This is a genomic window from Bosea sp. PAMC 26642, assembly GCF_001562255.1.
Taxonomy (GTDB): Bacteria; Pseudomonadota; Alphaproteobacteria; order Rhizobiales; family Beijerinckiaceae; genus Allobosea.
This window is the reverse complement of the sequence record NZ_CP014301.1, coordinates 3,552,594-3,574,321: the sequence shown is the minus strand read 5'-3', so window position 1 is coordinate 3,574,321 and position 21,728 is coordinate 3,552,594. Positions and strand designations below refer to the sequence as shown.

General features: G+C 69.7%; 14 protein-coding genes. 13 read left to right on the top strand and 1 reads right to left on the bottom strand.

All coding sequences use genetic code 11. From position 1 onward, the window contains the following. The 8 genes from AXW83_RS17165 to AXW83_RS17130 all read left to right on the top strand — a co-directional run bounded on the left by AXW83_RS17165 (position 1) and on the right by AXW83_RS17130 (position 7,749). The gene (locus AXW83_RS17165; RefSeq protein ID WP_066615393.1) at positions 1 to 1,143 is read left to right on the top strand and encodes an ABC transporter substrate-binding protein; all 1,143 of its coding nucleotides are present in this window, start codon (positions 1 to 3) and stop codon (positions 1,141 to 1,143) included. Then, a complete protein-coding gene (locus AXW83_RS17160) occupies positions 1,140 to 1,886 on the top strand; it encodes an ABC transporter ATP-binding protein (protein ID WP_236841701.1) in 747 nt (248 codons plus the stop codon). Before AXW83_RS17165 ends, AXW83_RS17160 begins: the two co-directional genes overlap by 4 nt. Next, entirely contained in the window at positions 1,855 to 2,820 is a 966-nt protein-coding gene (locus tag AXW83_RS17155) for a branched-chain amino acid ABC transporter permease (RefSeq protein WP_066615392.1), read from the top strand. The genes AXW83_RS17160 and AXW83_RS17155 overlap by 32 nt, the downstream gene beginning before the upstream one ends. Next, positions 2,817 to 3,623, top strand: a complete 807-nt coding sequence (locus AXW83_RS17150) for an ABC transporter ATP-binding protein (protein ID WP_066615391.1) — start codon at positions 2,817 to 2,819, stop codon at positions 3,621 to 3,623. The genes AXW83_RS17155 and AXW83_RS17150 overlap by 4 nt, the downstream gene beginning before the upstream one ends. Next, a complete protein-coding gene (locus AXW83_RS17145) occupies positions 3,616 to 4,494 on the top strand; it encodes a branched-chain amino acid ABC transporter permease (protein WP_066615390.1) in 879 nt (292 codons plus the stop codon). Before AXW83_RS17150 ends, AXW83_RS17145 begins: the two co-directional genes overlap by 8 nt. Positions 4,495 to 4,528: 34 nt before the next feature. Continuing rightward, a complete protein-coding gene (locus AXW83_RS17140; protein WP_066615388.1) occupies positions 4,529 to 4,861 on the top strand; it encodes a cupin domain-containing protein in 333 nt (110 codons plus the stop codon). Between the two features lie 508 nt (positions 4,862 to 5,369). Further along, on the top strand, positions 5,370 to 5,837 hold the full coding sequence (locus AXW83_RS17135; protein WP_210179608.1) for a glycine zipper domain-containing protein: 468 nt from the start codon (positions 5,370 to 5,372) through the stop codon (positions 5,835 to 5,837). A 73-nt stretch (positions 5,838 to 5,910) separates the two neighbouring features. Beyond that, positions 5,911 to 7,749 (top strand): hypothetical protein, encoded by a 1,839-nt coding sequence (locus tag AXW83_RS17130; RefSeq protein ID WP_066615385.1) that lies wholly within the window; start codon positions 5,911 to 5,913, stop codon positions 7,747 to 7,749. On the opposite strand, the gene AXW83_RS17125 is transcribed toward AXW83_RS17130, so the two are convergent. Then, the gene (locus AXW83_RS17125) at positions 7,750 to 8,352 is read right to left on the bottom strand and encodes a hypothetical protein (RefSeq protein ID WP_066615383.1); all 603 of its coding nucleotides are present in this window, start codon (positions 8,350 to 8,352) and stop codon (positions 7,750 to 7,752) included. It lies immediately after the preceding gene. A 127-nt stretch (positions 8,353 to 8,479) separates the two neighbouring features. Between AXW83_RS17125 and AXW83_RS17120 the strand changes: the two genes are divergently transcribed. The 5 genes from AXW83_RS17120 to AXW83_RS17100 all read left to right on the top strand — a co-directional run bounded on the left by AXW83_RS17120 (position 8,480) and on the right by AXW83_RS17100 (position 21,723). After that, the gene (locus AXW83_RS17120) at positions 8,480 to 10,867 is read left to right on the top strand and encodes a hypothetical protein (RefSeq protein ID WP_156640153.1); all 2,388 of its coding nucleotides are present in this window, start codon (positions 8,480 to 8,482) and stop codon (positions 10,865 to 10,867) included. Between the two features lie 14 nt (positions 10,868 to 10,881). Continuing rightward, positions 10,882 to 14,421, top strand: a complete 3,540-nt coding sequence (locus AXW83_RS17115; protein WP_066615379.1) for an acetate and sugar kinases/Hsc70/actin family protein — start codon at positions 10,882 to 10,884, stop codon at positions 14,419 to 14,421. 125 nt (positions 14,422 to 14,546) lie between these two features. Next, a complete protein-coding gene (locus AXW83_RS17110; protein ID WP_066615377.1) occupies positions 14,547 to 16,034 on the top strand; it encodes a hypothetical protein in 1,488 nt (495 codons plus the stop codon). Next, positions 16,031 to 18,685, top strand: coding sequence for a penicillin-binding transpeptidase domain-containing protein (locus AXW83_RS17105; RefSeq protein ID WP_066615375.1), 2,655 nt, complete (start codon positions 16,031 to 16,033; stop codon positions 18,683 to 18,685). The genes AXW83_RS17110 and AXW83_RS17105 overlap by 4 nt, the downstream gene beginning before the upstream one ends. Continuing rightward, the gene (locus AXW83_RS17100; RefSeq protein ID WP_066615371.1) at positions 18,682 to 21,723 is read left to right on the top strand and encodes an MATE family efflux transporter; all 3,042 of its coding nucleotides are present in this window, start codon (positions 18,682 to 18,684) and stop codon (positions 21,721 to 21,723) included. The genes AXW83_RS17105 and AXW83_RS17100 overlap by 4 nt, the downstream gene beginning before the upstream one ends. Positions 21,724 to 21,728 lie beyond the last annotated feature (5 nt).

Sequence of the window (21,728 nt, the reverse complement as noted above, 5' to 3'; positions counted from 1 at the left end):
ATGACGACATCCAGAATCGGGGCGGCCGCGCTTGCCGCCTGCCTCACTGCTGCGCTGCCGCAGGGGGCCGGCGCGCAGGAGGTCTACAAGGTCGGCGTCTCGGCCGGGCTGACCGGCTATGCCGCGACCGTCGATCGTGCCTGGCGCGATGGCGTCGAACTGGCGGCGGCCGCCGTCAACGCCAAGGGCGGCGTGATGGGCCGCAAGATCCAGGTCATCGTCGAGGACAACCGCTCCGAGCCGCAGGAGGCCGTGACCGTCTATCGCAAGATGATGAGCTCCGACCAGGTCAACGTCTTCATCAGCGGCTGCGTCTCGGCCGGCAACTTCGCCGCGGCAGGGCTCGTCGTGCGTGCCAAGCTGCCGATGATGCTGTGCTCGATCCTGCCGCAGCAGGCCGAGCATGTGCAGTGGGCCTTCTCGACGCTGCCGCCGGCCGGCTTCGAGGTCGAGAAGCGCATGCAGTACCTCAAGGAGAAGACGCAAATCCGCAAGATCGCGGTGCTGCACGATCCGACGCCCTACGCCAACCTGCAGAAGTCCGTCGCCGAGAAGGTCGCCTCGACCTATGGGCTCGAGGTGGTCGCGGTCGAGCAGTACAAGCAGGACGACGCGGATCTCAGCGTCCAGATCAGCAAGGCCCGCTCGGCCGGCGCCGGAGCGATCCTGAAGATCGGGCTCGGCGGCACGACATTGACGGCGGCCAAGAACATCAAGCAGCTCGGCGCCGACATGCTGCTGCTGACGAGCCTCGAGGATCTGGCCGTGTTCGGTCCGGTCTCCGAGGTTCTGGGCGACAAGTTCTTCTTCGTCGCCTCGCCCTCGCAGGTCTACGAAGCCCTGCCCGAGGGCGCGCTCAAGGCCGGCATCAAGGCATTCCTCGACCCCTGGCGCGAGAAGTTCAAGGACCGCGATCCGAACTGGGCCTCGCGCGGCTGGGATGGCGTGATGCTGACGGTGGCGGCGATCGAGAAGGCGAAGTCCTTCGAGGGCGACAAGGTCCGCGACGCCTACGAGACGCTGAGCGGCTTCCAGGGCACGACGGGCGTCTATAATTTCCGCCCCGATCTGCACCAGGGCATCACCGTAAACCCGTTCGTGCTCGCGACGATCGAGAACGGCAAGGTCAAGGTGGTGCAATGAGCGTCGACATGGCCGCGGCGCCTGTCGCCGCGGCTCCTCCGCCCATTCTCGCGGCGAAGGGGCTTTCGGCGCGCTACAGCCATGTCCAGGCGCTGCATCCGGTCGATATCCGGATCGGCGAGGGCGAGCTCGTGGCGGTGCTCGGCCCCAACGGCGCGGGCAAGTCGACCCTGCTGCGGGCGCTGCTGGGGCTGGTCTCGAATGCCGGCGAGGTCCGTTTCCGGGGTGCGGTGCTGCCGCGTCAGGACGTGGTGGCGGTGGCCTCGCAGGGCATCGTGCTGGTGCCGGAGGGGCGCGGCATCTTCGGGCCGATGAGCGTGGCCGACAATCTCGAACTCGGGGCTTATCGCCTGCGCGACGGCGCCGAGTTCGCCAGGCGGCGCGAGCGGGTGCTGACCCTGTTTCCGCGTCTCAAGGAGCGCCTGGGCCAGGTCGCGGGCTCGATGTCGGGTGGCGAGCAGCAGATGCTTGCTATCGGCCGGGCGCTGATGGCCGGCCCCAGGGTGCTGCTGCTGGACGAGCCCTCGCTTGGGCTGGCGCCGCGCGTCACGGGCGAAATCCTGGAGACGCTCGGACTTCTCAATCGCGAAGGGCTGGCGATCGTGCTGGTGGAGCAGAAGGCGCCGCTGGCGCTGAAGCTCGCGGCGCGCGTCTACCTGCTCTCCCTCGGGCGCATCGTCGCCGAACTCGATCCGCGTGACATCACATCCCATGACGATCTCGCCCAGCACTACTTCGCCTGACCGACGCCGGATCCGGCTGGTCGGCCTGCTGCCCTGGCTCTTCGCCGGCGGCGTGGTTGGCTACGCCATGCTGGTCGGCGGCTATGCCGCGACCGTGGTGTCGTTCGCACTGATCTACGCCGTCTTCGTCACGGGGCTGAACCTGTTCATGGGATTTGCCGCGCAGGTCTCCTTCGGCCAGAACGCGTTTGCGGCGATCGGCGGCTATGTCTCGGCCGTGCTGACCGCGACCCATGGCTGGAGCCCGCTGCCGGCGATGGCGCTGGGCATGGCGGCAGCCGTACTGGCGGCCGGGCTTATCGGCTTCCCGGCATTGCGGCTGAAGGGCCATTACCTGGCCATGGGGACGCTCGCCATCGGGCTGATCGCCTATGAGATCACGGTCGAGTGGCAGTCGGTCACGCAAGGCTATATGGGCCTTTCCGGCATCCCGCCGATGGGGTTTGCTGGCTACGAGATTACCTCCGACCGGGGACAGCTGGTGATGCTGGCGCTGGTCGTCGCGGCATCAGCCTTCGCGGCCTCGCGCATCCGCCGCTCGCGCTTCGGCCGGGCCCTGTCGGCGGTCGCCGGCAGCGAGGAGGCGGCGCAGGCGCTCGGCATCGACGTGGCGCGCTACAAGCTGATGGCCTTCCTGCTCTCGGCCGGCTTTGCGGCGCTGGCGGGTTCGCTGTTCGTGCATGTCGTGGGTTTCGTCAGCCCGGAGGTGTTCGGCCTGCACATGGTCATCGTCACCTTCACCATGCTCTATGTCGGCGGCATCGGCACGGTGGCGGGCCCGCTGATCGGCGCGCTGATCGTCAGCCTGCTGCCCGAGACCTTCCGCGCCTTCAAGGACTACCAGGACCTCGCTTATGGCGCGGCGCTGATCCTGCTGCTGATCTACGCCCCGCGCGGGCTCGCCAGCCTGTTCTCGCCGAGGGGGCGCTCATGACCCGGCTAAGGTTAGAGGGCGTCACGCGCCGGTTCGGCGGGCTGGTGGCCGTCGACGATGTCAGCTTCGACGTGCCGGCCGACGGCGTGACGGCGGTGATCGGCCCCAACGGTGCCGGCAAGACCACCCTGTTCAACCTGATCTCGGGGTTCATGCCCCCGAGCTCGGGCAGGATCGTCTTCGAGGGGCAGGACATCACCGGCCTGCCATCGGTGGCGATCGCGGCGCGCGGGCTGGTGCGGACCTTCCAGCTCGTGCGGCTGTTCGAGGATCTGAGCGTGCTCGACAACGTCAAGGTCGGCTGCCACCTGCATGGCAAGGCGGGGCTGTTCCAGGCCCTGCTGCGCCCGGCCTCGGCGCGCCGCGAAGAGGAACAGGTCGAGGCCCGCGCCCGCGAGCTCCTCGATTTCACCGGGCTTGCGGCGCTCGCCGACGAACCGGCCTCCAGCCTGCCCTATGGCCGCCAGCGCATGCTGGAACTCGCGCGGGCCATGGCGGCGGGTCCGCGGCTGATCCTGCTCGACGAGCCGGCGGCGGGATTGAACGCCGAGGAATCGGCGGCGCTTTCGGCGATCATCCGGCGCATCGCCGATACAGGCACGACGGTGCTGCTGGTCGAGCACGACATGACGTTGGTGATGAACACGGCGGACCGCATCGTCGTCGTCGATTTCGGCCGCAAGATCGCGCAGGGCACGCCGGCGGAGGTTCGCGCCGACCCGGCCGTGATCGCGGCCTATCTCGGTGCGGCGGAGCCTGCCGACACGATTGTGCCGTCCAGCAAGGAGGCGGCCGATGGCTGACTGGTCCTATATCCCCCAGGTTCTGGTCAGCGGACTCGGCATCGGCTGCGTCTACGGGCTGATCGGCATCGGCTTCTGCGTGATCTACAATGCAAGCGGCATCGTGAACTTCGCGCAAGGGGCGTTCGTGATGCTCGGCGGCATGATCACCCACACATTGTTCAGCCGGCATGGCGTGCCGCTGCCCGTGGCGGCGGTCGTCGCGATCGCCGCGGTCGCTGTGCTCGGCGTGGCGATCGAGCGGATCGTGGTCAGGCCGTTGTGGAACCGCAAGGCGACGATGTTCGTGATGATCCTGGCGACGCTCGCCGCGCAGATCGTGATCGAGCGGCTGACGCTGCTCGCCGTCGGCGACCAGCCGCGGACGCTGCCGGTGTTCACCGACCTGCCGCCGCTGATGTTCGGCAGCGTGGCTGTCGGCACGCAGTTCCTCTGGATCGTGGGCGGCTCGCTGACGATCGTGGCGCTGCTGGCCGCCTTCTTCGGCCTGACGCGGACCGGAAAGGCGATGCGCGCCTGTTCGATCAACCGCGAGGCGGCCGCGCTGCAGGGCATTCCGGTGTCCCGGATGCTGGCGCTGGCCTTTGCGCTGAGCGCGGCTTTGGGCGCCATCGCCGGCATCCTGATCACGCCGACGCAATACACCGCTTTCAATGTCGGCGTGCCCTTCGCGATCAGCGGCTTCATCGCCGCGATCGTCGGCGGCTTCGGGCGGCCCTTCGGCGCCTTTCTCGGCGGGCTGCTGCTGGGCCTGATGCAGGCGCTGGCGATCGTCACCTTCGGAGCGGGGCTGAAGAACGTCGCGGCGCTGTCGGTGCTGCTGCTGTTCCTGTTCATCCGCCCGTCGGGCATCCTCGGCGCGGCCAAATAGGCCGGCCGCCTTTCAAGGACAGGAGAGACACGTCATGGACATCCACAAGATCGACTGGAGCGGCATTCCGTGGACGCCGGTGCGCCCGGGGGTCGACCGCAAGGCGTTTTCCGGGAGCGCGGCGACGCTGGCGCTGCACAGGCTGATGCCGGGCCACGAGCCCAAGCCGCACAGCCATCCACACGAGCAGATCGCCTATATCGTCAGCGGCACGATCCGTTTCGTGGTCGGCGGCGAAGAGCATCTGCTCGGCCCGGGCAGCCTGCTGGTGGTGCCGGCCAATGTCGAGCACTGGGGCGAGGTCGTGGGCGACGAGCCGGTGATCAATCTCGACGTCTTCACGCCCCGCCGGCCGGAATACGCTTGATTCCGAGGGATCCGGTCGCTTTCGTCATTGCGAGCGCAGCGAATCAATCCAGAGGTTTTGCGCACACCTCTGGATTGCTTCGCAGCGCTCGCAATGACGGTGAGTGCATTTCGCGTGATCGACTCAGAGGCCGTTTGGCAAGAGACATCACGTGCCGGCAGGGTCTATAAGTCGTTGCGTCACTTGCCCCGCCGTCTCTACGCGGGTCGCCGGGACGACATGGCGAACCCGCGATTAAGCATGCCGTGCGATTGCGCAGAGCTTTTTGCACTGCGACAAAGCTTGCGTAGACACGCCTTTTCCTTGTAGTTGCCGCATTTCCGCTCCGATTGCGGATGGGAAGACCGTCGGCCGCGCTTGCCCGTGCAGGGGCGATATGGAATAAATTCGGCGACGGCGAGTAATTCTTCGCCGATCTTGCGGAAACGGCGCAAACATCCGCAAGGCCGTGAAAGCTCGTCGAACAACAGATCACAAGCGGATTCTCGAGGCAAAGGGGTTGGACGTTATGCAGTCTACGAAAATGAAGCTCGGTGTCGTGGCCGTGGCGGGTGCTCTGCTGGTCGGCGGTTGCACGGGTTCGCAGGAGCGGGTCGCTTCGGGTGGCCTGCTGGGCGCTGGCGCGGGTGCGCTGATCGGTGGCGCCGTCGGCGGCGGTCGTGGTGCGCTGATCGGCGCGGCGCTCGGCGGCATCACCGGCCTTGTCATCGCCGATGCGATCGAGCGCGAGCGGGCTCGCGAATCGGCGTTCATCGCCGCACGGCTCGGCTCGAACTCCCAGAGCTTCCGCAACTCGAGCGGGCAGCGGGTGCGGGTCAGCAGCCGGACGGTGCGGACCTACAACAACAGCTCGGGCGCCCGCGTGAAGGTGGTCGAGCGCTCGATGACCCGCGACGGCCAGTCTGCCGGCAAGGAGACGGTCGAACTGACCGAGGTCAAGCTCGCTTCGGGCAAGACCGAATACACCGGCATCTGAGCCAAACTGCAACAGGCCGTCGGCATTGCGCCCCGCCATCCCGGCGGGGCGCGGAAGGTGACGGGGACAAACCATGAAACCCAGTGACTCGACCAGGTTCCTGATCTCCACCTTCGCAGCCGCGGCCATGCTCGCAGCCGTGCCGGCGGCTGCCCAGACGACCGTCGTCTTCCCGGGCTTCGTGCCGCAGGATCCGATCAACTCGGCTTCCCGTGAATTGTGGCGGCTGGTGCGGGAGAAATGCGTGCCTGGCGACCGCAAGGTCGTCGTCGGCACGGCCTCTCTGCCGACGACCGTCCAAGCCTTCACGCAGGACCAGGGCAACCATCTGATGGGTGCGGTGCATGCCGCGTTCTCGCGGCTGCCCGATCTCGAAATGGCGCCGTTCAGCGATATCGGCGCGGTGCTCGAGGTCCAGAGCGTCGGGCTTCTGTCCTCGCCCAATGCGGGTGCGGCCGAGGCGATGCTGAACCGGGTCGAGATCCTGATCCAGGGCTCCGGGCAGAAGGTCGGAGCCAATACCAACTTCTCCCTGAAGGCGATCGGCCGTCTGGGAACCGAATGCTACCTGAATGTCGGCCCCTTCGTGGTGCCCTCGCATCTGGCCGGCGAAATCTACATTCCCGCCGAAAACATCTTCGGCAAGGTCGCCAGCGACGTCTGGACGAAATCGCGCGGTCCCAACGAACTCGTGGTGAAGGCGCGGACTCCGACGGGCATCGAGCTCGACCGGCACCTGCCCGACCATTTCACCCGGATGATGAGCAAGGCGGTCAGCCGCGCCTCGGCGACGGCGAGCGAGATATCGATCGGCAACCCGACGAAGCTCTCCGTGGTCAGCCCGGATCGGGCCTCGTTCGAGAGCGACAAGCGCTGGGACGCCGATGTCGTGGTCGAGCAGCGCCGCAACGGCTACCACATCTCGATCGAGGTCAGCCGCAAGGACGACACGCCGATCTTCAGCGACGGACTGGTGCTCGCCGACGAGATGCCGGCCCTGCAATGGGCGGCGCTCGGCCCCTCGACGGCAGGGCGTACCGGGGCGATCGCGTCCATTCCGCGACTCGGGGCGGTGCCGCTGCGGATCGAGGACCAGATCGACGGCCGGCGCCTCAACCATCAATATGCCTTCTCGGTCGCGCGCGAATCCTATGTCGAGGTCGATCTTCCGATGGACAAGATCCGGGGGCCGGGTCGCGTCCTGCCGATCGACGTTTTGGGGCCGGGCAACAGGCCGCTGCAGACGATCCATATCGCCAATCCGGCCCGGCCCAATCTGCGCCGCTACAAGCTCGCGCCCGGCCAGTACACGATCAAGGTCGCAAGCCCCGGTCCGGCGCGCCACGACTACCTGCTGCGCGCGCGCGCCGTCGACACCTCGACGCTGCTCGAGCCGGAGGCGCCGGGCCGCCTGCTCAGCCGGTTCCAGGACTGGTATGCCGGCTATATCCAGGACGCTTCGGGCCAGCGCACCTGCTACGCCTATACGCCGGCTGTGGAGATCACGCCGCGCGGCTGGCGCGAGCAGCTGCCGGTGATCTGGCTGTCGGCGCGTGAAGACCATCGCGGCGAGATCAACCATCTGCTCGACGACAAGCGCAACTACGCCGAGGACAGCCCGATCTATGCGACGGTGGATGACGCCGGCCAGATGCGGCAGATCAACGTCAGTTCGCCTGAAGACGGCAACTTCATCCAGCCGATGGTGCTCAACGCCAAGGGCGAGCCAGTTCTGAACCGGGAGGCGATCCGCGGCTACAACAACGGCTCGACGCTGGAGTTGCGGGGCACGACGCAGGACGGCCGCCCCTCGCGCGTGGTCTACTCGCTGCAGGGCTATCGCAGCGCCGTGAACGCGCTGTCGCTGGCCTGCGGCCGCCGCGATCTCGCCAACGATCTGGTCTGGCGTTAGTCAGGCCAAGGCCAGAGCGATCCTGTCGGGGGCTCCGGCCTCGCCCATCTCCACCCTGATCAATCCCTTGCGGACGGCCGGAGCGCCGTCGATCGAAGGCAGATCGCGCATGATCGTGGCGAGCGAGCGGGCCGACCGCTCGAATACCGTCAGAAGCCCCGGCACGATGCGCGGATCGCTCCAGACCTCGGAGGCGCGCCGGCCGAATGGCGCCAGGAACGGCTCGATGCCGGCCCAAGCCAGGATCGTCTCGCGCCGCATGGCGCCGGCGCCCGCCAGCAGCCTTTCGATGATCGGGGCCCAGACGCCGTCGTCGAAGCGACCCATCGGCAGGAGAATGATCAGGCTTTCCGCTCCGGCATATGCGGTCTGGGCCGATGAAGCCGGACCGGATTGGCGCGCGAGCCGCGGCAGCACGCGCGGCGCCAGGAAGGCAGCGTCCAACTCTGCGCTCTCGGGTTGTGCATCTAGGCCCCGCAGCCGGATTTTCCGCGTCACGCTATCGTCGGACGGAGCCGAAACGGCGTCCTGGCGGGAGGTCGCCGGCCAGATCGAAGGTAGGGCACCCGGCAGGGCGGCAAAACAGATCTTCTCGCCCGCCATGTCCGATCTTCATCCCGTTGCCGCGCATCAGCATCGACGCTCTGCCGGCGTCTTGCAAGACGCCGGCCCATCGCGCAAGGTCAACCGTCATCCGGTCTCGCCGCGCGCCTATTCGGAGCCAGTTCCCGTGCATCCTTCCGAGGCGCCGGTCGCCATCATCTGGGACGGCTTTCGTCATCTCGTTGCGCTCTGGCCCGAAGGCGGGAATGCACCGATGCGTTTCCTCGCCGCAGAGACGCCGGGCGGCGAGGTCGCGCTGATCGCGGCGGCCGATGCCGGCGATGATGGCCGCAATACCCTGATCGGCGTGCTGCCGGCAGGTTGCCGCGCCGTGCATCTGGTAACAGTCACCGCGGCCGGCGGGCTCGATACGACCCCGGTTCAACTCGACGAGCGGCTGACGCTCGACCGGGCCGAGGCCGCCCAGGACGGGCTGGCGCTGCTGCACCTCCATGCTTTGCCGGGCGAGGGCGCCGGGTTGCCGGGCTTCAAGGCGGAGCGCGTTTCGGCTGGATTCGCCCCGTCGGACACCGTCGTGGCGCTCGGGCTGAACCGGGTGAATCCCGGGAGCGATGGCTCCTATCGAATCCTGGCCGGACCGTTCCTGCATCCCGACGACGACCGCTCGGGGCGAATCCGCGTAACGGGAGCGATCGGACCGGGCGGCGACGGGCTCGTGCTCGATTTCGGGGGCGAGGATGCGTCGGTGTCCGATCTCGCGAGCGGCGTCCTCGTGGCGCATCTCGCGGTCGCGATGCGGCAGGCGCGGGCAGATCTGGCTGCGCTCGATCCCGAGCTGCGGCTGGCGGTTGAGGCTGAGATCGACGGGCTGACGGTCGCGCCCGAGTTGGACGCTCTCGATGCATCCGGCGTTTCGCAAGTGGCCGCGTTCCGGCGCGGCTTCCGCCTTTTGCGCGCGAAGTCGGGCGAGACGCGGATTGCGATCCCGGATTGGCGCGAGGGCGACGAGGTGCTGCTGCTGGCGCAACCGCGCCTGAATCTTCTCTGGAGCGACGACGGTGAGTCGATTTCGGGGGCGCCCATCATGGTGCGTGCCGAAGCCGGGCGGCTCCATGCGATGTCGCTGCGCGAGGCCTATGCGCCTTCGGCCTCGACCGGGCTGACGACGGGCGCGCGCAGTTCCGGCGCTTTGGTGGCGGGCGGCGCGAGCCGCTTGGCCGCGCCGCTGGACGACGCTGCGCTGGCCGCGAGCCGGCTCGCGACCCGCTTGCTGGAGACGGCGGTCCCGGCGAGCGAGGCGACGAGGCTGACCGAGATGGTCGCGGGTTGGTCCGGTGCCATCGCCGCTGAGCCGCGTGGCGGGAAGCTGGCCGGTCTCGATGCCTCGCTGCGACGGCAGGCGCGCGCGGGCGGCCTGCTCGCCGGGCTTGTCGAGACGTCCGGCATCGATCCCTCGCGGATCGAGGAACTGGTCGAGCGAAACCTCGCCGAGCAGATCGCAACGCTGCTTTGGGCGCTATCCGCGCCGCGCCTTGCGGCGCGGGCGTGCAAGGCGCGCCTGCTGCTGCCTTTGCCGGCGGAAGGCCGGGCGGCCGAACTGGAATCCCTGCTCGCCTGGTACGACGACCCAGCGCTGCCGCAGCTTCTCAGCCGGGGGGCGATGGCGCTGGCCGGGCAGGATCGCAAGGCTGCGCGGCTGCTGCACGAGATGGCGGCCTGCGTGCATCAAGGCTGGGTCGATGCCGGCGAGGCGGCCGAGACAGGGCTGGCCCTGGAGGCGGTGCGCGGCCGGATGGTGGCGCGGCCGGTCTCGAAGCTCGAGGCGCTTCTGGCCGATCTGCGTCGGGAGGCGCGCCAGACGCCGCAGGCTCCGGCGCTGGATGTGCTGGGCCGGATGCGCAGCGAATTGCAAAGCGAGGCAAGAGAGGCCGGCGCTCCCGAGAAACTCGTCGAGGAGTTGGGCGCGCGGCTGGCGGATCTGAGCCCTGTCGAAATTCTGCTGCTGCACGCGCATTTTGCCGGTTTGCGGCGGGACGCCGCCCGCGCGGCTGCCGCGATCGTACTTCTGGAGCGCTGGGAGGCGCAGGCCGGCTGCGTCGGGCTGGCAATGCGTGCCAGCCGCAGCGGAGACGCCCTTGCGGGTGCGGCGCGGTTCGCGGCCAGCACTGCGGGCCTTGCCGCCACGCTGCTCCGGATCGAGACGCTTGCGCCCGCGTTGGCCCGGCTCGATGCGGAGATCGAGGCTCTGTCGGGCGCCGAAGACAGGGCTTCACCGCAGGCCGTCTTGCTGCGGGCCGCTCTCGCGGGTTACGGCCGGCTCGTCCTGCTGCATCGTGCGATGGGCGAGGCCGACGATGTTTTCGCTTCCGTCCCGTTCGCCCAGGCGGCATTGGCCGACCATGCCGATGCGGGGTTCGGCGCGGCCTATCGGCGGCTTCGCGCCGGTACCGGCGAGACGCTGGGGCGCTACCTCGCCGCCGCCGGGCTTGTCTCCGGCCGCGATCACGACTGGGGAACGGCAGACGCCGTGGCCCGGCCGGCCTCGTCCGCTTGAGCGAAAGACGGACGATGAGCCCGGTCGCCTGCTATAATCTCGATACGCGCCTGCCGCGCTTCGTCGCGACGGTCGCGCTCGACAGGGCCGACGCCCTGATCGATATCCTGGCCTTCGATGTGCCCGACGACATGGCGCGCTCGGCCACGGTCTCCTTCGTCGCCCATGCGGCGGGCCTCGCTGCCGGAACCGATATCGGGTGGCGGCAGGACAAGGCGCTCGTCGAGGCCCTGCCGGCCAAGGCCGGCGACCGGCTGGTGCTGGCCATCGCGCAGGACGCGGTGATGCGGGCCGTGGCGGCGTTCCGGGCGCAGGGCCCGAGCGATGGCGACGCCGCCGTCGAGATCGCCTTCACGACGATCGTGCAGACGCCGCAGGGCGCGCGGGCGTCGCCCAAACGCATCATCCGGGTCACGGTTATCGCCGCCGCCTCGGCCCCGGAATGGCGGATCGAGGCGGGCGAGATCGATCTCGATTCGGTTTCGAGCGGAAAGCTCATGAGCCTCGGCCAGCTCGCCGTGACCATCCCGTCCGATATCGTGCTGGAGGCGCGGCGCGGGCTGACGATCGAACTCGGCTGCGCCCGTCTCGATGCCAGGGCGCTGTCGCTCGGCATCGCGGCGCCGGCCGATCCGTCGGTGTCGCTGCGGCGCTATCCGGATACGGGGTCGGGCGGCTGCCGGCATCTGCTCTGGCTCGCGGATGCGGCGGCGCTGGCGGGCGAGACGGTTCGGCTCGACGTGATGGTCAATCGCGACGCCGTGCTGGATTTCGTCGACGAGACGGCGCAGGCCGACCGCAACGCCGCGCTCCAGCTGCGGCTGAGCGCAAGGCTGAGCGGATGGTTCGCGCAGGACGGCGCCGAGCCCAATCCGGCTGGTGCAGCTAAGCCCTGGCGCAGCCCACTGGAGGCGCGCTCGGTCCCGATCCGCAGCCATAACGAGGGCGATGTCGCGCTCGGGATCGCCGGGCAGGATCTGACCTGTCCGCTCGGCGGCGAGACGGCACGGTTCGATCTGGCCTCGGGGCTTTCGGCGGAGGTCGATCCTGACGACGAAAGCGGCATCGTGCGCTGCGGCGCCATCGCGATTTCGGTGCGGCGCTGGCCTTTGACGCGGACGGCGCCGCTGACCGTCGAGATCGTCAGCCGGGCGGGGGACCTGACGATCGCCGAGCCGCCCGTGCCGCTGGCGCTGGAGATCGTCAGGGCGGGCGATTTCGGCCGGCATGGCAGTGCTACCGTGCCGATGACGGCGCTGAGCCGGGCCCTGTCGGATCTTGTCCGGGGCGGTGGCGTCGACCGGCTCGGCCTGCCTGTCCGGGTCGAGGTGTCATTCAAGGCAGGCGACGATGCCGGGCGCGCCTTCGCCGTGGCGGAGCTGGCGTTGTCCTATGCGCGGCGCGTGCATCGCCTGCCAATCTGCATCGATCTCGGATCGTCGGCGACCTCGATCTGGTCAGGGCCGCCGCGCCCGGCGAGCCGCCCGATCGAGATCAGGCAGCTTGCGCTGGGCGCCTGGCTGGCGAGCCATGTCGATCCCGAGCATGACGAGGCGGGTACGCTCGAATCGGGCGCCTCGGCGCTGATCCCCAGTCCGGTCGGACTCGATTCGGCCAATCATCTGCGGGCCGATCATGCCCCCGATACGCTGCCCGATCTCGGGCTGATCGGTTCCGATCGCGCCGCCGCCGCTCGCCGGATGCAGGCCTTCGGCCGGCGCTACGACGTGTCGGTTCCGGCGCCGCCGTCGCAGGCCTTCGCCAGCGGCTCGCGCCGGGTGGACGGCTTGAAGCGCGCGCTGGTCTCGGGCGAGACCTCGCTGGCGCTCACGGATGCCGTGCATCGGTTAGACGCCGGGAGCGGGCGCGTCGTCGCCACGAATACGGTCGAGGTCGCGCCGCTCTTCGCCGACGTGCTGGACGAACTGGTCGATCTCTATGTCCTGCGTCTTGGTGAGGATCGCCTGCGCCTCGACGATCCTGCGCCCGCGCCGGTGGTGCCGCGCATCCTGATCGGCCGGCCGAGCGGCATCGGCGAGGAGGTCGCGGTGAGATATGGCGCGGCGCTGGCGCTGTTCTCGCAGAAGCTGGAACGGCTGTTTCCCGGCGCGAGCGGTTTCGACGATGTCGTCGTCACGGTGCCGGAGGCGGTGGCTGCGACGCGCTATGTCGCCAGCCTGCCGGAGACGCGGCAGGCCGTGCCCGACCATGGCGAGGCCCTCTTGGTGACGCTCGACATCGGCGGCGGCAGCGACGTGGCGCTGGCCCGGTTGCGGCGCGAGGGCGAGCGCGTCACGGCGACGACGCTGGCGACCTTCGGCCTGCCAGCCGGCGGCGACCAGATCGATGCGGCGCTGAGCGAGGTCGCGGCGACCCTGATCGACAAGGCGATGACCGGGCAGGAGGCGCATTGGCAGCCGAGCTTTCTGGAGACCTCGCTGATTCGCGCCCGCAGCCTGCAGGACGGCGCGGCGGTGGGCGCGCAGATCTTCCTGCGCCGCTCGGTGCAGGCGGCCAAGGCCTCGCTCTCCGCCCGCATGCTCGCGAAGGCCGAGGCGGCGGGCGAGCCCTATCGCTGGGGCGATGGCGAGAGCTTCGATCTGGTGCTCGCGGAACTGCGCGAGGATGGCGAGGCGAGGGGTTTGTTCGTCGCGCAGGGACAGCCGATTCTCGCAATCTCGCCCTACGCGGCCGAGCTCGAGAGTGCGGGCGTGAGGCTGGCGCTGGACGGCCCGGATGCGGCGGGCACGCGCCGGCTGGTGCTGCGGCTGACGCGGCAGGCGATCGAGACCGGGGCCGGCGAGGCCTCGACAAGGCTCTGCGAGATCGCGGCCGTTCTGGGTGGGCTGCTGCCGCGCATGGCGCGTGCCGCGGCGCCCAATCCGGTGAAGCGTCCGCAACTCATCGTCGTGCCGAGCGGGCGCGCGGCGCTGTGGCCGCCTCTGTTCGAGGCGATCGCGAGCGAGGCGACGGCGAGCCACAGCGCCTTCCCGTTCGCGCGGCCCTTCGGCCCGGCGGCGATGAAGAAGGCGGTGATCGCCGGCGCGGCGATGATCGGCATGGAGGGCGAAAGACCCGGCGCCGTGACATATCGCAATCCGCTCGGCATCGCCGCGATGGCGGTCAGGATGCGCGATCTCGGCGCGGCCGGGCTGCGCACTGAATTCGCCGCCGAGCGTATTCACTATCTCGGCTACGACATCGGCTCGGGCGACAGGGTTCATGCAGAGCATGACGAGACGGCGCCCAGCCTCGGCGCACGCACCGATCTCGGCCGGCGCTTCCAGTTCGTCCGGACGGTGCCGGGGCTCGATCCGCAGGGCAGGGCGCTGGCGCGGCTACGCCCGCTGCTCGGCGGCGAGGACCCGCTGATCGTGCTGGAGGGGGAGGCGGTGGTGGACGCGACGCGCGAAGGGCTCGGCAGCTTCGGCATCTGCGCGATCGCCAGCGAAAGCCTCGGACCTTCGCAATGGAAGATCACCGTCACGGCGGCGGATGAAGACTGGGAAGGTAGCTGGAGGATCGAGCATGACCGCGTCTCGCGCCTGTACTGACCCCTTGAACTCGGCGCGCCGCTCCGGTTCGAATCCGGTTCCGGCGCGTGCAAACGCGGCCGGTCGCCCGGTTTCGAGCGAACGCGCCTCCTCCCGTCGCCTTTCAACAGCGGACTGACTGCGCCATGGCCTTGCCCGATCTCATGGACCTCGTCATGCACGATCCGCGTCGCCTTGTGGCGCTGCGGGCGGTGGCGGGCGAAGCCGGCGGCGAGATGCCCAATGTCGAGCAGCTCTGGCGCAAGCCGAGCTTTTCCGTCGTCCAGGCGGGGCAGGCCGGCAAATCGGGGCTCGTCTCGCTGGAGGATCTGATCGACCGCAATCGCGGGCTCGCCCTGGTCGATGGCGGCAGCGGCCCGCAGCCGATCGACGTGCCGATCACCTCTCTGGTCGTGCTCACGGCCGAGGCGCTGCCGGGCGCCCAAGAGCTCGGGCGCTTCCTCGCCGACCGGATCGAGCAGCGCTTTCGCGACGTGATCGATCCCGATCTCGGCGTCAGCGTTCATGTCGAGCAGAGCCTGAACGCAGAGGCGCCGGTCACGGTCTATCTCGGCCATGGCGTGCATGCGCCGTCGGGCGACCGGCTCGCCCATGGCGAGGTCGTGATCCGCGACCCCTCGGGCGAGGCAGTCGGCCAGCCGACCATCGGCACTGGGACGCCGGGCGGGATCTATCCCGGACAGACCGGGTTCGCGTTCTCGCGCAGCGAGCTTCTGACGCCTTGCGTCCATCCCGACCTTCCGGCGGGCACGATCTTCTTCCTCGGGCGCTTCCCGACCGATGCCGGGACGCGGGACGGCGGTAGCGCGATCTCGCTCACGGCCCTGCCGCAGACGGCCGAGGCGCGGGCGCTGGCGATCCAGATCGAGCCGCTGCCGATCCCCGAACAGGGCGTCGATGCGCGCTTCGAGATCACCGGCATCCGGGCGCAGGCCGGGCGGGTCTCGCTGGGGCTGATCGACGTCGTCCTCGACCGACGCGCCTCGCGCCTGCACCATCAGATTCCCAAGGGGCCGCATCTGGCCGTCGTCGGCCTCGCCATCCCCGAGAGTTTCGGCGGCCGGCGCATGGCGCGCTACTGGGTCGACCGGAGCCAGCATGGCCGGCTGCGCTCCTCGGCGATCCTGCAGGCGCGCGACAGCATCGTGGTGCAGGGCCGCGACGCGCGGCGCTACGACCGGCGCGAATTGCGCTACACCCGCCTGCCGTCCGGCGAGATACGGGCGGGGACGCTGAGCTTCGACAACCGGCGGCGATCGCTGCTGATGCTGGAGGAGAGCGAGTTCGGCTACATCGCCCTGCCGAAGGACCTGACCGCGATCGGCTTCGGCCCGGATCGCTCGTCGCGCGGTTTCGGCGGGCTGGACTGGATCGGCGAATCCGTGCGCGTGCAGTTCGGCTCAGGCGAGGTGGAGCGGCTCGACGCGCTCTACGACCAGATGCCGATCGGCTTCATCGCCGGCGCGCCAGACGGTGTTTCGGTGCAGTCGGCCGGAGACATCTGGCTGCTCGGCAACAAGACGGCGCAGAATGCGGCGACGAGCACGATCCCCGCGGGCGCGCCCTTCGTGCTCGGACCCCTGGTGGTCGAGATGCGGGGGGGCGGGCGATGAATCATCCCTTGTTGCGCGGCCTTCGCAGCAGCCTGCTGGCGCTCGTAGTCGGCGGCGCCACCATCATCGGCTTCTTCTGGCTGTCGGCCGCGCTGATCGGCGAGCTGGCGGCGAGCCGGCTCTGGATCAAGCAGCCGGATTTCACCGAGACCAGCCGCTCGAACGAGGATCTGTTCGCGCAGGCGCTCGAGTCCGGCGTGATCTGGCTCGATCCGGCCGGGCCCGTCATCCGCTCGCAGCCCTGCGAGGCGCTCTATGATGCGAGCCTCGTGGTCAAGACCGCGCAGGATACCAAGCCGTTCTCGCGCACTTTGCTCGACCGGATGTGCAACCTGCCGGCGGGGCAGCAGATCCGTTCCGAGATGCTGGCCTGGAACAACTCGTTCCTGATCGCGGCGGCGCGCGACGACCGCGCGCTCGACCGGCGCTGCGCCGACGGCACGCCGCTCGACCTGCCGGTCGTTCCCGCCGGCTGCCGGCCGTCGAGCTGGACGGCGCGGGTCGCGCAGACGACCGATCTCGCCGCGCCGCTGAACACCATGCCCGGCGCGGTGCCGCCGCCGCGCGACTTCGCGGATTTCGCGACGCGGCGCGGCAACCAGCTCTCGGACTGGGCCGTGTTCGGACCCTTGCGGCAGCGCGACGACAGGCTGGCGCTGACGACGCGGCTTCCGGTCGGGACACGCAAGATCACGGTCGACGTGGTTCTGGACGCGGCGCGCATCGTCGCAGGCTCCGAGCGGGTGGCGCTCGATCCCAGGCGCGACGAGCAGACGATCCGGATCGCGGGGCTGAGCATCGCCGCCGAGCGCATTTGCTCCGACAGCGACGAGATCGCCTCCTGCGCCGAGGCCGCCTCGCAGGGCCTGCCGCATGGCTGGCGCTTCGCGATTTCGGGCCAGCGCCGCCGCGAGGTCGAGCTCGTCGTCGAGGGTTCGCCGGTGCAGGCGGTGCCGCCGAGCGCGCGCGACATTCTCGGCGGCAGCGGCGTCGAGACCTCCGACGGCAAGGTCCGGCTGTGGCGGAGTTCGCATATCGAGGCCAATTGCGAGCGCGCCAAGGCCAAGCTCGACTGCGAACTGAGCTGGCGCGGGGCGGTGACGCAAAGGCGCGGCGGCGGCGGGCGGCCGCTCAGCTTCGCCGACGGTTCGCCGGCGCTCGACCCTTCCGGCGTGCCGACACCGCTCGTGGACGAACTCGGGCTGACGGCGATGATCGGCTATGGCAGCGGCGATGTCGGGTCGCTGGCCTCTGCCGTCGGCCGGGCGCGGACGCGCGAGGACTTGGTCCTGACCATCGAGCCGCGTTTGCAGCGGCTTGTGCAGGAGGCGGTCTATGCGCAGATGGGCGAGCGCGTCGCGCGCGGCAAGCGGCCGCGCCGGCCCGGCCCGCTGCCGGTCAATCTCGCGCCCGAACAGGAGCCGCCCGACCAGGGCGACGGCCGCGCCGTCGTGCTGCTGATGGATGCGGCCGACGAGCCGGGCTCGATCCTTGGGCTGGCGAGCTGGCCCGATTTCGTGCCGGGCATGCATAGCTGGGACATCCAGGCGCTCTCGACCGGGCGCGACAGCGACAGCCCGCTCGCCGGCCATGGCTGGCGCGCCGGCGACGTCCACACCATGCCGGGCTCGACCTTCAAGCTCGTCACGGGGCTGGCCGGCGTGATGGCGACCAAGGAGCAGCCGCGCCTCGTCGATATCATCACGGGGCGGCTGCCGCCGGCGAACCAGGCGCAGATTTTCGGCATGGGCGGTGGTGGGCTCTCGGTCGATGGCGTCGCAATCGCGAACTATGGCGGAGCGGGCTTCAATGTCGGCATTCTCGCGCCCTCCGCCACGGGTTGCCCCGATATGGGGCGCGGCGCGCAGATCGGCTTTTGCGAGGCGCTGATCAAGTCGTCGAACCTGTGGTTCGCAGGCCTCGCCCTGACCATGGACGGCAGCAAGGTCGGCGGGCGGCCGACGACGCAGGCTGCGCGCACCGGCACGCTGCTGGCGAGCCTGACCGAGCATCTCTACCCGATCAGCCAGCCCGGCCAGCTGGCGCAGCCCGGCGTCGACATGACGCGCGGGATCGTGCCCGGCGCCCAGCGGCTGATGGCCGAGCCGATCGATCTCGCGGTCGAGGACAAGCGCAATGCGCGGCGCATCGACCTCGCGACCAACTCCTACGGCCAGGGCGTGCGGGCGACGCCCGTCGCGATGGCGGCGATCTACGGGTCGCTGGGCGCGCGCAAGGTGATCCGGCCGCGCCTGCTGAAACCGGTTTCCGACGTCAAGGAGACGCCCGAGCCGCATGAGGGCCAGCCGGTCATTCCGGGCATGGACCCCAAGCTCGCCGAGCCCTTCCTCGACGGGGCGCAGCGCGGATTGTTCGGCGTGGTGAACTCGCCGAGCGGCACGGCGGCCGGGGTGATGGCGAGCCTGCCGCCCGAGATCAGGCGGCGCATCTTCGGCAAGACCGGCACCGCCGACACGGTCGAAGGCATGAACTCGGCCTGGTTCGCCGGCTGGATGAACGACGTCGCGGGCCGCAGGCGGGTCGCCTTCGCCTGCCTTGTCTCGCATACGCGCGAGACCGGCGGGCGCGCCTGCGGCCGGCTGATGGCGGGCGTGCTCGCCAAGGTCGCGGCGCTCGGAGACAAGAAGTGACCGACGCCGTCGCACTGCGCCACTGGCTCGGCCGCTCGATGCGCCTGCGGCTGCCACGCCTGCCGTCGCTGCGCATGGGCTCCGCCGGCGGCACCGTGACCGGGCTCGTCCTGCTGGCTCTCGTGGCCGTGCTGCTCGCCTTCTGGTGGCACAACACTGGCAATCTCATTGCCACGGCGCGGCCGGTGGTCAGCCTGGAGCGGCTCGATCTCGCTCTGGCGCGCGGCGAAACGGTCGCGATCGGTCGGCGCGAGCTGTTGCAGCCGCAGCGCTTCGACGCGGCCGAGGTCCGCCACGTTGCCTTCACCCGGCTGGCCGACGGCTCGGTGACGATCCGCAATGTCGCGGCGACGCGCCGGCTCTGGCTCGACTATGCCAATGGCTCGGGCAGCTTTTCGGCGCGCTGGCGCTTCCAGACCGGAGACCGGATCGCGGCCGGCGCCTTCGCCATCGCCGTCGACGAGGCGAGGCCCGGCCGCCTGCAACTGACGCTGTCGGAGGCCGGGCGGCCCGGCCCGGCGCGGGTGATGACGATCGAGGCCGGCGGAACGGGGGCCGACCTCCGGCTCAATGGCGAGCCGCTCCCGGTCTGCCAGCCGCGCAGCGCGGCCGACCGGATCCGCCAGGTCGTGACGGGGATGATCGCGACGGGCGAGCGCGGCGAGGATCGCATCGTCCAGATCGGCGGGCGGCTGACCTGCTCGGTCAAGGAAGAGGCACATGTCGCCGCCTCAACGCTGCCGTTCAAGGCTTTGACCATCGTCACGCGCGGCGGCGGCTTCTTCCTCGCGCCGGGCGATGCGGTGGATGCGCCGCGCCCACCCGTCGTGTTCGCGCGCGGCAACAGCCGCGTCACCGATTTCGGCGATATCGGCTGGGAATTCGATCCCGACGGCCCCGCCGTGCTGAGCCATCTCATCATCGGGCGCACCCGCTATGCGATCGCGCGCGGCAACGAGGTGGGCGGGCGCCTGCCGATCACGTTGACGCCGATCTCGAAGACGCATCGCTTCGATCCCGCAGAGGCCGACGCCTTGCGCCAGGCCTCGACGACCGAGGCGGTGAAGCCGGTCGCGACGCCGCAGCGCCAGCCGGTGTCACGCGAGGAGATCGGCAATCCGCTCGGCTCGCTCAACGGGGTCGAGCGGGTGGTGCGGCTGGCGCTGACGCTGGGGCTCGCCTGTTTCGCGCTGCTCTCGCTCCTGCATCAGGCGACGGCCTATCGTTCCAGCGGGCTGCTGGTCCGGCTCGTCGGGACGCTGTCCTCGGCCGGGCTGATCGCCACCACGACGATCCTGGTGCTGGCGCCGGAGCTCAGCCGGCTCGGCGGGCTTTCGCTATCCTATCAGGAGGCCCTGCGCGCGACGATCCTGGCCTATGCCGTCGCTTCGCTGCCGATCATGCTGGGCGCCCGCTTCACCACGCCGACGCGGCTGGTCTGGCTCGGGCTGGTCGGGCTTTTATGCCTGGGCAGCCTGACGCTGCTGGCGCTCGGCATCGATGCCGAGAAGACCGATTTCTCGATCCATGCCGAGAAGAACAAGCTGCTCTTCTTCGACCTCGTGCCGGTGATCGCGGTGGTGGTCGCGCTGCAATCGGACCGGGCGGTCGTGGCGCTGCCGCGCTCCTTCTTCATGGGGGCGCGCTTCCGCGACCAGATGCTGCGGGCGGTGCCGGCGCTGCTGATCCTGCTCTCCTTCGTCGCCTGGGGCGTGCTCGGCACGGAGACCGGCGTCGCCGGTTTCCAGCCCGTCGAGCTCGGCAAGATCGCGCTCGTGCTGGTGCTGGCGCATATCTTTCTTGGCTTCTCGCGGATCGAATTCTTCTACAACCAGCGCCACTACATCTCCTGGCTCAGCGTCAGCCTTGCGACCGTGCTGGTCTTCATCGTCTTCCTGACGGCGATCCCGTTCCTGAAGAGCGACTACTCGCCGGCGCTGATCATCATCGTGACCTCGGTGGTGCTCGCCTTCGCCTTCCTGCTGCCGAGCACGCTGCGCCGGCTGATGGCGATGATGCGGATCTATCTGCGCCGCTCCGACGCGCCGCAGCGCCTGACGCGCAAGCTCGGCTGGCCGCGCGGCGGCGTGCTGGCGCTGGTTCTGGTCATCCTGCTCGGGATCAATGCCGCGCTGATCTACGCCTTCCCCGGCCTCGTCACCTATTCGATCTCGGGCCAATGGAGCCTGCCCAAGGAGCGCGTCGCGGCGATCGACCTGCTGGAGAAGGCGCGCGGCGGCCCGTTCCGGGTGCCGGCCGAGCGGCTGCTGACCTGGTACGATCTCGACCACAAGAGCCTGCGCCCCGTGGATCTGGAGGCCAAACGCGATCCCGACGTGATCCATCGCGATCTCGGCTTCCAGCTGCTGCAGTCGAAGGTGGCTCTGGCCGAGATGCCCTGCACGCTGGCGAGGCTCGATCTCGGCCTCGACCGGGCGCCGGGCGAGTTGCGCGAGACGATCGACCGGCTCGGGCCGTCGCCGCTCTCGCTCTGCGCCATGCTGCCGGGCTCACGCGAAGGGCCGATCGCCGAGCGCAAGGGCGAGGACGCCGATCCCGAGGCGCGGGCGCGCTTCACGGTCAGCGACCTCGTGCGGGTGCCGGTCGTGCAGAACGACTTCATCGCCACCTTCCTGCTGGTGCGCTTCGGCCTGCCGGCGGGCCTTGCCCTGCTGCTGGCTCAGGTGGTGACGACGCTCGGGCTGCTGGCGCTCGCCGCCTCGCTGATGCGCGAGCGGGCGCAAGGCTCGGCGCAGGAGGGCGCCCGCCGGGGCATGGCGATCGTGCTCGTCGGCATCGCGACGATCTTCGCGCTGCACTGGGGCATTTCCTGGGGCAATGCGCTCGGCCTGCTGCCGGTGATGGGCCAGCCGATGACCTTCATCGCGGCGGCCACCTCGCATCACATGCTGATGGCGCTGCCGAGCATCGCGATCGCGCTGATCGCGGGGCGGCTGGCGGCGGTCAGGCAGGTCTCGCCGACGAGCGACCCGCCCCCCTGGGGGCTATGGCGCGGCTTGACGCGGCAGGGGCTTTGAAGCGG